The 11,772-nt window shown below is 71.4% G+C and carries 10 protein-coding genes; 3 read left to right on the forward strand and 7 right to left on the reverse strand.

The window, feature by feature from the left end; translation table 11 throughout:
* The first annotated feature begins 181 nt into the window (after nt 1-181).
* Nucleotides 182-2,923, forward strand: a complete 2,742-nt coding sequence (ppc, locus tag AC4IHM_RS19680) for a phosphoenolpyruvate carboxylase (RefSeq protein WP_490868323.1) — start codon at nt 182-184, stop codon at nt 2,921-2,923.
* 73 nt (nt 2,924-2,996) lie between these two features.
* Here ppc and AC4IHM_RS19685 read toward each other — a convergent pair whose 3' ends face one another.
* From AC4IHM_RS19685 to glmU, 5 genes are all read right to left on the reverse strand, one after another.
* A complete protein-coding gene (locus AC4IHM_RS19685; protein ID WP_490868324.1) occupies nt 2,997-3,506 on the reverse strand; it encodes a hypothetical protein in 510 nt (169 codons plus the stop codon).
* A gap of 52 nt (nt 3,507-3,558) precedes the next feature.
* A complete protein-coding gene (gene pth / locus AC4IHM_RS19690; protein ID WP_490868325.1) occupies nt 3,559-4,155 on the reverse strand; it encodes an aminoacyl-tRNA hydrolase in 597 nt (198 codons plus the stop codon).
* A 103-nt stretch (nt 4,156-4,258) separates the two neighbouring features.
* The gene (locus AC4IHM_RS19695) at nt 4,259-4,849 is read right to left on the reverse strand and encodes a 50S ribosomal protein L25/general stress protein Ctc (RefSeq protein WP_490868326.1); all 591 of its coding nucleotides are present in this window, start codon (nt 4,847-4,849) and stop codon (nt 4,259-4,261) included.
* Between the two features lie 205 nt (nt 4,850-5,054).
* Nucleotides 5,055-6,029, reverse strand: a complete 975-nt coding sequence (locus tag AC4IHM_RS19700) for a ribose-phosphate diphosphokinase (protein ID WP_490868327.1) — start codon at nt 6,027-6,029, stop codon at nt 5,055-5,057.
* Between the two features lie 133 nt (nt 6,030-6,162).
* On the reverse strand, nt 6,163-7,611 hold the full coding sequence (gene glmU / locus AC4IHM_RS19705) for a bifunctional UDP-N-acetylglucosamine diphosphorylase/glucosamine-1-phosphate N-acetyltransferase GlmU (protein WP_490868328.1): 1,449 nt from the start codon (nt 7,609-7,611) through the stop codon (nt 6,163-6,165).
* Nucleotides 7,612-8,009: 398 nt separating this feature from the next.
* Between glmU and AC4IHM_RS19710 the strand changes: the two genes are divergently transcribed.
* Nucleotides 8,010-9,317, forward strand: coding sequence for a sensor histidine kinase (locus AC4IHM_RS19710; RefSeq protein WP_490868329.1), 1,308 nt, complete (start codon nt 8,010-8,012; stop codon nt 9,315-9,317).
* Here AC4IHM_RS19710 and AC4IHM_RS19715 read toward each other — a convergent pair whose 3' ends face one another.
* Both AC4IHM_RS19715 and AC4IHM_RS19720 read right to left on the reverse strand, forming a co-directional pair.
* On the reverse strand, nt 9,318-9,812 hold the full coding sequence (locus AC4IHM_RS19715) for an SUKH-3 domain-containing protein (RefSeq protein WP_490868330.1): 495 nt from the start codon (nt 9,810-9,812) through the stop codon (nt 9,318-9,320).
* Between the two features lie 121 nt (nt 9,813-9,933).
* Nucleotides 9,934-10,464: a YwqJ-related putative deaminase gene (locus AC4IHM_RS19720; RefSeq protein WP_490868331.1), complete on the reverse strand. Its 531-nt coding sequence runs from the start codon at nt 10,462-10,464 to the stop codon at nt 9,934-9,936.
* Nucleotides 10,465-10,746: 282 nt separating this feature from the next.
* Between AC4IHM_RS19720 and AC4IHM_RS19725 the strand changes: the two genes are divergently transcribed.
* Nucleotides 10,747-11,772 (forward strand): SMI1/KNR4 family protein, encoded by a 1,026-nt coding sequence (locus AC4IHM_RS19725; RefSeq protein ID WP_490868332.1) that lies wholly within the window; start codon nt 10,747-10,749, stop codon nt 11,770-11,772.

Raw genomic sequence — 11,772 nt, forward strand, 5'->3', positions numbered from 1 at the left:
CGCGCGGCAGGAGCCCGAAGGCCTGCGCGTCCGGGCCGACACCTATCCTGGAGTCGGTCGGACAGCGCGGTCCGCTCTGATTTCTTCCCGGACGTCCGGCCCGGTAAGCGGCGCCCGCCGCGCGAGACGGCCGTACGGGTTCCCTCCCGGACGAGCTTCAACACTGCAAGGAGCCGCACCTGTGAGCAGTGCCGACGACCAGACTGTGTCCACGGCGACCACGAACACCGATCTGCGGGCCGACATCCGCCGGCTGGGCGATCTCCTCGGGGAGACCCTCGTCCGCCAGGAGGGTCCCGAGCTGCTCGAACTCGTCGAGAAGGTACGCCGACTCACCCGAGAGGACGGCGAGGCGGCCGCGGAACTGCTGCGCGGCACCGAGCTGCCGACCGCGGTCAAGCTGGTCCGCGCCTTCTCCACCTACTTCCATCTCGCCAACGTCACCGAACAGGTCCACCGCGGGCGCGAACTGGGCGCCAGGCGCGCCGCCGAGGGCGGACTGCTCGCCCGTACGGCCGACCGCCTGAAGGACGCCGACCCCGAGCACCTGCGCGAGACGGTCCGCAACCTCAATGTGCGCCCCGTCTTCACCGCGCACCCCACCGAGGCAGCCCGCCGCTCCGTCCTCAACAAGCTGCGCCGCATCGCCGCCCTCCTGGACACCCCGGTCATCGTCTCCGACCGGCGCCGCCTCGACACCCGGCTGGCCGAGAACATCGACCTCGTCTGGCAGACCGACGAACTGCGCGTCGTGCGCCCCGAGCCCGCCGACGAGGCCCGCAACGCCATCTACTACCTGGACGAGCTGCACGCGGGCGCCGTCGGTGACGTCCTGGAGGACCTGACGGCCGAGCTGGAGCGGGCCGGCGTCAAGCTCCCCGACGACACCCGCCCGCTCACCTTCGGCACCTGGATCGGCGGCGACCGCGACGGCAACCCCAATGTCACCCCCCAGGTGACCTGGGACGTCCTCATCCTCCAGCACGAGCACGGCATCAACGACGCCCTGGAGATGATCGACGAGCTGCGCGGCTTCCTCTCCAACTCCATCCGCTACACCGGCGCCACCGAGGAACTGCTCACCTCCCTCCAGGCCGACCTCGACCGGCTCCCGGAGATCAGCCCCCGCTACAAGCGCCTCAACGCCGAGGAGCCCTACCGGCTCAAGGCCACCTGCATCCGGCAGAAGCTGGAGAACACCAAGCAGCGGCTCGCCAGGGGCATCCCCCACGAGGAGGGCCGCGACTACCTCGGCACCGCCGAACTCATCGGCGACCTGCGCATCGTCCAGACCTCCCTGCGCGAGCACCGCGGCGGCCTCTTCGCCGACGGCCGCCTCGCCCGCACCATCCGCACGCTGGCCGCCTTCGGCCTCCAGCTCGCCACCATGGACGTCCGCGAGCACGCCGACGCCCACCACCACGCGCTCGGCCAGCTCTTCGACCGGCTCGGCGAGGAGTCCTGGCGCTACGCCGACATGCCCCGCGAGTACCGCGCCAAGCTGCTCGCCAAGGAGCTGCGCTCGCGCCGCCCCCTCGCACCGTCCCCGGCGCCCGTGGACGCGGCCGGCGAGAAGACCCTCGGCGTGTTCCAGACCGTCAGGCGCGCCCTGGAGGTCTTCGGTCCCGAGGTCATCGAGTCGTACATCATCTCGATGTGCCAGGGCGCGGACAACGTCTTCGCCGCCGCCGTACTCGCCCGCGAGGCCGGCCTGATCGACCTGCACGCCGGCTGGGCGAAGATCGGCATCGTGCCGCTGCTGGAGACGACGGACGAGCTGAAGGCCGCCGACACCATCCTGGAGGACCTGCTCGCCGACCCCTCCTACCGGCGGCTTGTCGCCCTGCGAGGCGACGTCCAGGAGGTCATGCTCGGCTACTCCGACTCGTCCAAGTTCGGCGGCATCACCACGTCGCAGTGGGAGATCCACCGCGCCCAGCGCCGCCTGCGCAACGTCGCCCACCGCTACGGGGTGCGGCTGCGCCTCTTCCACGGCCGCGGCGGCACCGTCGGGCGCGGCGGCGGCCCCACCCACGACGCGATCCTCGCCCAGCCCTGGGGCACCCTGGAGGGCGAGATCAAGGTCACCGAACAGGGCGAGGTCATCTCCGACAAGTATCTGATCCCGTCGCTGGCCAGGGAGAACCTGGAACTGACGGTCGCGGCCACCCTCCAGGCCTCCGCCCTGCACACCGCGCCCCGCCAGTCCGACGAGGCCCTCGCCCGCTGGGACGCCGCCATGGACGTCGTCTCCGACGCGGCCCACACGGCCTACCGGGGGCTCGTCGAGGACCCCGACCTGCCCGCGTACTTCTTCGCGTCCACGCCCGTCGACCAGCTCGGCAACCTGCACCTCGGCTCCCGGCCCTCCCGCCGGCCCGACACCGGCGCGGGACTCGACGGACTGCGCGCCATCCCGTGGGTGTTCGGCTGGACCCAGTCGCGGCAGATCGTCCCCGGCTGGTTCGGCGTCGGCTCCGGCCTCAAGGCCCTGCGCGAGGCCGGTCTTGACACCGTCCTCGACGAGATGCACCAGCAGTGGCACTTCTTCCGCAACTTCGTCTCCAACGTCGAGATGACGCTGGCCAAGACCGATCTGCGCATCGCCCAGCACTACGTCGACACCCTCGTGCCGGACGAACTCAAGCACGTCTTCGACCGGATCAGGGCCGAGCACGAACTCACCGTCGCCGAGGTCCTGCGCGTCACCGGCGAGCGCGAACTGCTCGACGCCGACCCGGTCCTGAAGCAGACGTTCACGATCCGCGACGCCTACCTCGACCCGATCTCCTACCTCCAGGTCGCGCTTCTCGGCCGCCAGCGCGAGGCCGCCGCCGCGGGCGAGGAGGCCGACCCGCTGCTCGCCCGTGCCCTGCTCCTCACGGTGAACGGCGTCGCCGCGGGCCTGCGCAACACCGGCTGACACCCCGCACGAACACCGGTGCCCCCGGGCTCAGCCGGAGCCCGGGGGCACCCGCACGTCGTACGCGGGAGACTCACAGCGCGAAGAAGGCCGCCGTCAGCAGGGCCACACCCGCCCCTGCCATCGCCCAGGCCGGCCGGGTCCGGCGCAGACCGCCGGCCACCACCACCGACGCCAGCAGCAGCGCACCGCCCAGCGGCACCCACGCGTACAGCACCCCGGCCGGGCCCGAGCGCACCACCTCGTCGCTGCCGGGCTTCACCACGACCGTGTACGTCCGCCCCTTCGCCACCGCGACCGAGTCCTCGATGAACACCCGCTCCCGCTCCCGCGACCCCGCCGACACCGGCGTGTACGGCCCGCTGCACACACCGTCGCCGCAGCCCGTCACCTCGATCGTGCCCTGCTCCCGGCCCTTGGTCAGCAGCACGTGCTGCGCGGTGCCCCAGGACGCCCACACGCCCGCGATCAGGATCAGCGCCGTGACCGTGCCCATCGCCGCGATCCGGCCGAACCGCAGCAGGACGTACGAGGCCCGGCGGGGACGAGCGGGGGCGGCGGAGGCGGGCATGGCCGGGATCATTGGCCATATCTGTGCGCTCGGTCAACTCGCCCCTGGGGCATCGACGGACAAGTCAGGAGTTGTACGCGCTCTGCGCCCGCTCCAGCCCCTCGATCACCAGGGCCTCGACCGCGTCCGTCGCCCGGTCCACGAAGTAGTCCAGCTCCTTGCGCTCGGTCGGGGAGAAGTCCCGCAGCACGAAGTCGGCCACCGGCATCCGGCCGGGCGGCCGGCCGATCCCGAACCGCACCCGGTGGTACTCCGGGCCCAGCGCCTTCGTGATCGACTTCAGCCCGTTGTGCCCGTTGTCCCCGCCGCCCAGCTTCAGCCGCAGTACGCCGTAGTCGATGTCCAACTCGTCGTGCACCGCCACGATGTTGCCGACGGGCACCTTGTAGAAGTCCCGCAGCGCCGTCACCGGGCCGCCCGAGACGTTCATGAACGACATCGGCTTCGCCAGGACCACCCGCCGGCTCCCCGGCCCCGGCGGCCCGATCCGCCCCTCGACCACCTGCGCCTGCGCCTTGCCGTGCCGCTTGAACCGGGCCCCCATCCGCCGGGCGAGCAGATCCGCCACCATGAAGCCGACGTTGTGCCGGTTCGAGGCGTACTCGGGGCCCGGGTTGCCGAGGCCGGCCACCAGCCAGGGAGCGCTCGCGTCCGTCGTCACGTCGGTGTCTCCTTCGTATCCTTCATGCCTGTCCACACATACGGGTCGGCCGCTGCCCCGCACGGGAACAGCGGCCGACCCCACGTTGACCGCAGGGGGCGGATCAGGCCTCGGCGGCCTCGTCCTCCGCACCCTCGGCCGGGGCCTCCTCGGCCTGCGCGGACAGCACCTGGAGGACGACGGTGTCGTCCTCGACGCCCAGCTTCACGCCGGACGGCAGCGCGATGTCCTTGGCCAGGATCGAGTCACCGGCCGCGAGGCCGGCCACCGACACGGTGACCTGCTGCGGGATGTGGGTGGCCTCGGCCTCGACCGGCAGCGCGTCCAGGACGTACTCCAGCAGGTAGCCGCCGGGAGCCAGTTCGCCCTCGGCCTGCACCGGGATGTCGACCGAGACCGTCTCGCCGCGCTGCACCAGCTGGAGGTCGACGTGCTCCAGGAAGCCCTTGATCGGGTCGCGCTGGACCGACTTCGGGATCGCCAGCTCGTTGGTCTTGCCGTCGATGTCCAGCGCGATCAGCACGTTGGACGTACGCAGCGCCAGCAGCAGCTCGTGGCCCGGAAGGGTCAGGTGCAGCGGGTCCGAACCGTGGCCGTACAGCACACCGGGGACCTTGTTGTCACGGCGGATACGGCGCGCGGCACCCTTGCCGAACTCGGTGCGCGTCGCGACGGAGAGCTTTACCTCGGACATGATCACTCCTCGTGGAAATCAGGAACGGACGTGGTCACCCGGCCACGAACGGCCTGCTACGAAGAGCGCGTCGATAACGGACCGCCGCACCCGGAAAACGGGCACGGCCTCCCTCGCCGAGCAACTTCGCCAGTCTACTCGGAGAGGGAGGCCGCACCCAAAACGATCAGGGACAACGCTCTGCAGAACGGTTACTGCACAACGCTCACTGCTCGTCGAACAGGCTCGTCACCGAGCCGTCCTCGAACACCTCGCGCACCGCGCGCGCGATCGTCGGCGCGATCGACAGCACGGTGATCTTGTCCAGCTCCAGTTCGTTCGCCGTCGGCAGCGTGTTCGTGAACACGAACTCGCTCACCTTCGAGTTCTTCAGCCGGTCCGCCGCCGGACCCGACAGCACACCGTGCGTCGCCGTCACGATGACGTCCTCCGCACCGTGCGCGAACAGCGCGTCCGCGGCGGCGCAGATCGTGCCGCCCGTGTCGATCATGTCGTCGACCAGCACGCAGATCCGGTCCTGCACATGGCCGACGACCTCGTGCACGGTCACCTGGTTCGCCACGTCCTTGTCGCGCCGCTTGTGCACGATCGCCAGCGGCGCGCCCAGCCGGTCGCACCAGCGGTCCGCCACCCGCACCCGGCCCGCGTCCGGGGACACCACGGTCAGCTTGTCCCGGTCCACCTTCGCGCCCACGTAGTCCGCGAGCAGCGGCAGCGCGAACAGGTGGTCCACCGGGCCGTCGAAGAAGCCCTGGATCTGGTCCGTGTGCAGATCCACGGTCAGGATCCGGTTGGCACCCGCCGTCTTCATCATGTCCGCGATCAGACGCGCCGAGATGGGTTCACGTCCGCGGTGCTTCTTGTCCTGCCGCGCGTAACCGTAGAACGGCACGATGACGGTGATGGAGCGGGCCGAGGCGCGTTTCAACGCGTCGATCATGATCAGCTGCTCCATGATCCACTTGTTGATCGGCGCCGTGTGGCTCTGGATCAGGAAACAGTCCGCACCGCGCGCCGACTCCTGATACCGCACATAGATCTCGCCGTTGGCGAAATCGAAGGCCTTCGTGGGGACGACCCCGACACCCAACTGATGGGCGACTTCCTCGGCAAGCTCGGGGTGTGCGCGGCCGGAGAAGAACATCATCTTCTTCTCGCCGGTCGTCTTGATCCCGGTCACAGCACTTTCTCCTCAGAGGTGTCGCAGCTGAGCGTCACGGCCCTCTCCCGACTGGTTGCGGGAGGCGTCTCAGCTGGTGGGGTGCGGATGTGCAGTTATCACGGTACGCCGTGTTCGGCGCGTCGCTTTCCGGTCAGCCTTCGCCGTCCGCCTCCCGGGACCCCTCCTCGGCCGCCTTCGCCGCCGCGCTCCCCGGACGCTTCCGGGCCACCCAGCCCTCGATATTGCGCTGCTGGCCGCGGGCCACGGCCAGTGAACCGGGCGGCACGTCCTTGGTGATGACCGAGCCGGCGGCGGTGTAGGAACCGTCCCCGATCGTGACAGGAGCCACAAACATGTTGTCCGAACCCGTACGGCAGTGGGAGCCGACGGTGGTGTGGTGCTTGTCCTGCCCGTCGTAGTTCACGAACACGCTCGCGGCACCGATGTTCGTGAACTCGCCGATCGTCGCGTCACCCACGTAGGAGAGGTGCGGGACCTTGGTGCCCTCGCCGATCGAGGCGTTCTTCGTCTCGACGTACGTACCGACCTTGGACTTGAGGCCGAGCCGGGTGCCGGGACGCAGATACGCGTACGGGCCCACCGTCGCCTCCGGGCCGACGAAGGCGCCGAGGGCGACGGTGTTGTCCACGCGCGCGCCCGCGCCGACCCGGGTGTCGGTGAGGCGGGAGTTCGGCCCGACCTCGGACCCCTCGGCGAGGTGGGTGGAGCCGTGCAGTTGCGTGCCCGGGTGGACGACGACGTCCCGCTCGAAGGTCACCGTCACGTCGACCCACGTGGTCGCCGGGTCGACGACGGTCACGCCGGCCAGCATCGCGTGCGTCAGCAGGCGGTCGTTGAGGATGCGGCGGGCCTCGGCGAGCTGCACCCGGTTGTTGATGCCGGCGATCTCCCGGTGGTCGCCCGCCACGCAGGCGCCGACCCGGTGACCGGCCGTGCGCAGGATCCCGAGGACGTCGGTGAGGTACTCCTCGCCCTGACTGTTGTCCGTGCGGACCTTGCCGAGCGCGTCGGCGAGCAGTCGTCCGTCGAAGGCGAAGACACCCGAGTTGATCTCGCGGACGGCCCGCTGTGCCTCGGAGGCGTCCTTGTGCTCGACGATCGCGGTGACGGCGCCGGAGGCCTCGTCCCGCACGATGCGGCCGTAACCGGTCGCGTCCGGCACCTCGGCGGTCAGCACGGTGACGGCGTTCCCGTCGGCGGAGTGCGTGGCGGCGAGCGCCCGGAGCGTCTCGCCGGTGAGGAGGGGGGTGTCGCCGCAGACGACCACGACCGTGCCGTCCACGCCGCCGCCCAGCGTCTCCAGGCCCGTCCGCACGGCGTGCCCGGTGCCGTTCTGCCGCTCCTGCACGGCGGTGCGTACGTCGGGGGCGACCTCGCGCAGATGCGCGGTGACCTGCTCGCGGGCGTGCCCGACGACGACGACCAGGTTCTCGGGGTCCAGCTCACCGGCGGCGGCGAGCACGTGTCCGACGAGGGACCGGCCGCACAGTTCGTGCAGGACCTTGGGCGTGGCCGACTTCATACGGGTGCCCTCACCCGCTGCGAGAACGACGACGGCTGCCGGGCGAATGGCGCTCACGGGATGCCCTTCGGCTTTGAGGGGGTGGGGGTGGACATCCGCAGGATACCGGGGCGGTTCAGGGCGGACATGAGTGCGGGCCCCGACAGTGATGTCAGGGCCCGGGTGCGCCGGCTCCCCCATCAGGATTTGAACCTGAACTTAAGGGACCAAAACCCTCAGTGCTGCCTGATTACACCATGGGGGATGGAACTCGACGGATCCGGACATCGCGTCAGGTCGCCGAGGCGGCACCCAACACTATGCCGTACCGGGCGCCTTCCGTGCGACGGTCGGGACCCGGCGGCGGGCGGGCGTTCGGCAGGGGCGGCGACCGCGCGAGGTCGAGGGGTATCGCGTCCTATCGTTTGCCGAAAGTCACCGGAAAACGGCCGCCCACCGCCCGTAGGCTGGGAGGCATGACCACGACGGGGGAAGAACACGCACCGGCCCGGGGTGGGCCTTGGTGGTGGGACAGGCGGCGCGGTGCGGTGCTCGATGTGGGCCTCGCCGCCGTGTCCGCGCTGGAGTGCGCGGCCGAGGGCGTTCCGTTCGCGCGTGACGCCGGGATTCCGTGGGCGGCGGGGGTCGTCTTCGGGGTGCTGGCCGGTTCGGTGCTGGTGGTGCGGCGGAAGTGGCCGATCGCGGTCGTGCTGGTGACCATCGCCGTCACGCCGGCCGAGATGGGCGTCCTGATGGGCATCGTCGGCCTGTACACGCTGGCGGCCTCGGAGTTGCCGCGGCGGATCATCGGCGCGCTGGCCGGAATGTCGCTGGTGGGCATGCTGATCGTGACGTTCGTGCGGTTGCGGCAGGACATGGCGCACGACGACCTGGACATCGGGGACTGGTTCATCCCCTTCGCGTCGATCGCGACCTCCCTGGGGGTGACCGCCCCGCCGGTGCTGTTGGGCATGTATGTCGGGGCGCGGCGGCGGCTGATGGAGAGTCTGCGGGAGCGGGCGGACAGCCTGGAGCGGGAGTTGCAGCTGCTCGCGGAGCGGGCCGAGGAACGCGCGCAGTGGGCGCGGGGCGAGGAACGGACGCGGATCGCCCGGGAGATGCACGACGTGGTCGCGCACCGGGTGAGCCTGATGGTGGTGCACGCCGCCGCGTTGCAGGCCGTGGCCCGCAAGGACCCCGAGAAGGCGGTGAAGAACGCGGCCCTCGTGGGGGACATGGGACGGCAGGCGTTGACGGAGCTGCGGGAGATGCTCGGGGTGCTGCGCAGCGGCGGAGGCGGCGGGCGCGCCGAGCGGGCGTCGGTGCCGCTGGCCGCGGTGGGGGTGGCCGCCGCGGCGGCGGCCTCGCGGGCGGCGGAGGACGGCGAGGGGCCGTGCCTGTCGGAGCTGGACGAGCTGATCGGGCAGTCGGCGGCGGCCGGGATGGTCGTGGACCTCTCCGTGGAGGGGGAGGAGAGGCCGTATGCCTCGGAGGTGGAGTCGACCGCGTTCCGCGTGGTGCAGGAGGCGCTGACGAACGTGCACAAGCACGCGGCCGGCGCCAAGACGTATGTGCGGCTGGCGCACCGGGTCTCCGAGATCGCGATGCAGGTGGAGAACGAACCGCCGCCGGAGGTCTCGTCGGCGTCCTCGGCGCGGCTGCCCTCGGGCGGCAACGGTCTGGTCGGGATGAAGGAGCGGGTGGCCGCGCTGGGAGGCGTGTTCGTGTCGGGGCCGACCGACGCGGGGGGTTTCCGGGTGTCCGCGGTGATCCCGGCGTCGTAGTCAGCCCGTGGTGAGGCGGGTCGGGCGGGTGCCGGTGACGAGGGCGGCGAGGGCCTGGTCGATGTCGGGGCCGAGATACCAGTCGCCGGTGTGGTCGAGGGCGTAGACACGGCCCTCGTTGTCGATGGCGAGGAGGGACTCGCTGTCGGTCTCGGTGCCCACGGGGCAGATCCGGGTGTCGAGGGCGCGGCCGAGGTCGCCCAGGGTGCGGGCCATGTGGAGGCCGTGCAGCGGGTCCAGGTGCAGGGCGGCGGGGGCGAGCTGGCGGCCCGGTCCCGTGGGCCTGACGTGGAGGCCGCCGAACTCGGCCCAGGCCTCCACCGCGGCGGGGAAGACGGTGTGCCGGTGCCCCGCGGGCGAGATGTGTTCGCGCAGGGTGTCGGCCCAGATCTCGGCCTGCTTGATGTCCCAGCGGCCCGGCTGCCAGCCGGCGTCGCGCAGCGCGGCGTCGACGGGGACGGGGAAGCGGGTGGTGGAGGTGCGGTCGGCTTGCATCGTCCCTTGGTTCGTTTCGGTCGGCTCGGTCGGCTCTGTCGTGCGGCTTTGTCGTGCGGCGCGGCGCGGTCGGCTCTTTCGCGTCGCGCGGCCCGGTCGTCGGCGGCGGGCCGCCGCGGGGTCAGTCCTCGTTCGCCGTGGGGTCGACGACGCGGACCCCGAAGTGGGCGCTGAGGGCGGCGCAGGCGCGGCACGGCGGGGCGAAGCTGCCGTGCAGGGGGTCGCCGTCCTCGCGGATGCGGCGGGTGGTGAGTTTGGCGTGCTTGAGTGCTTTGCGGGCTTCGCCGTTGGTCATGGGTTTTCGGGCCGCGCGTTTGCTGCGGGCGGTGTCGGCGGTGGCCAGATGGCGGGAGATGAGGATGGTCTCGGCGCAGCGGCCCGTGTAACGGTCTCGTTGCCCGCTGGTGAGGGTGTCGAGGAAGTCCTGGACGAGGTGGTGCAGGGCCGGGTGCGCGTCGGCGCGGGTGGCGGTGCCGGTGAGGGTGGTGCCGCGCACGGAGAGGGCGGCGGCGACGGTGGGGAGTATGCCGTCGCGACGGTGCTGGAGGGCGGGGGCGTGGCGGGCGTCGGCGGCGCTCCAGCCGATGCGCGGGTCGCCGCCGCGGGGGTCCTCGGACCGCCCGGTGTGCGGCCCCGTCTGTGTCGCACTCATGATCGTCTTCCCCTCCTGGGCATCCCCCCGAAGGTCACAGACTGCCAAATCCCGAGGCCGCTGTGGAAGCTGGGGCGTGGCGACACGCCCGGTTATGGGCGGTGTGTCACGAGAGGGTGACGGCAGGTCACGGAAGCGGAGGCCCGCGCGTCGGGTGCGGGGTCCGGCGCCGGTGACCCCTCCGGTAGTACCGCATAGGCTGTCGGCACCGCGAAGGATGCGGTGACCAGACAGTGCAGACAGTGCAGACAGAACAGACAGACGCCGCAGGGGGCAACCGCCATGACGACAGGTCGGCTCGGGCTGGGGGCACCTCCCGGCCGCCAGGCCGGGGGACACGCCGCGCCGCCGAACGCGGCCTATGCCGGGCAGGTCGTACATTTCCCGGATCCGGTGCGGGCGGCACGTCACCCGAGAGGAGTACGGGTGGACGAGGGCGGCTACCCCGTCTTCTCGCCGTACGCCCGCGCGGTGGCGGAGATCGCGGACCCGCCGGAGGGGTTCGGCGTCGACGAGCTGCGGCTGACGGACTACGTCTCGGCGAACGCGGCCCTGTCGGCCTCGGGACACGAACTGTGGGACACCGTGCCCGCGGTGGCGACCCCGCACGGCTGGACCTGGCACCACGTGGCCGGGACCCGGCGGATGGAGCTGGTCCCGGTCGAGGTGAAGGCGCTGCTGCGGCACCACGGCGGGATCGCCACGGCGGCGGTGGACCAGGACAAGCGCGGGACGCGCCCGTTGCAGGAGACGCGCCCCGCCCACTTCGGACTGCCGAAGTCGGGTGTCGCCGTCTCGGAGCAGCAGGTGCAGGGCGTCGAGGAGGACCTCGGATACCGGCTGCCGGGCGCGTACCGCTCGTTCCTGAAGGCGGCGGGCGGCTGCGCGCCGGTGGGCACGGCGCTCGACGCCGAGCTGGGCCTGCTGGTCGACCAGCCGTTCTTCACGGTGCGTGAGGAGGCGGCGGTCAACGACCTCGTCTATGTCAACAAGTGCCTGCGGGACCACCTGACGAAGGACTACCTGGGCGTCACGTTCGTCCAGGGCGGCCTGCTCGCCGTGAAGGTGAAGGGCGAGCGGACCGGTTCGGTGTGGTTCTGCGCCTACGACGACGTACGGGACGTGGATCCCTCGCTGCCGGCGCCGGATCGCGTGGAGCGGCTGCTGCTGCCCTGCGGCGAGGACTTCGACGCGTTTCTGTCGCGGCTGGCGGGGTCCCCGCCCGAGCTGGAGACGGTGGCGAACCTGATGGTGGACGGCGGCTTTGCGCGGGCGGTGCCCGTGACACCGGCGTCCGTAGGGGAGTGA

It is taken from the genome of Streptomyces sp. SL06, assembly GCF_058244745.1.